Source organism: Chryseobacterium sp. BGARF1 (assembly GCF_001677955.1).
Classification (GTDB): Bacteria; Bacteroidota; Bacteroidia; order Flavobacteriales; family Weeksellaceae; genus Chryseobacterium.
This window is the reverse complement of the sequence record NZ_LELA01000208.1, coordinates 1-300: the sequence shown is the minus strand read 5'-3', so window position 1 is coordinate 300 and position 300 is coordinate 1. Positions and strand designations below refer to the sequence as shown.

Annotated in this window: 1 protein-coding gene; it reads left to right on the top strand. The window is 34.0% G+C overall.

All coding sequences use genetic code 11. From position 1 onward, the window contains the following. Positions 1 to 260 (top strand): T9SS type A sorting domain-containing protein (locus AB671_RS21615; RefSeq protein ID WP_228391024.1); only part of this gene is annotated, 260 nt, incomplete at its 5' end. Positions 261 to 300 lie beyond the last annotated feature (40 nt).

Genomic DNA, 300 nt, shown 5'->3' with positions numbered 1-300 from the left:
GAATCTCTCAATTGCCAACAGTGAATACTGTAAACCAAACAGATATTTTGATTTATCCAAACCCAGTTAAATCAATTCTGAATGTGAAGAACGTTAGCAAAAAAGCTAAATACACCATTTACAGTGCAGCGGGTCAGGTGATTTCAAGCGGAGTAATCTTAAATAATAAGATTGACGTAAGCAGATTAATCAACGGTCTATACGTAATTGACATTGATGATGTTCAGGGCACAGCTCAGAGAAAATTCATTAAAGAATAACCAATTTATTAAATAGAATAAGCTCTCAGAAATGAGAGCT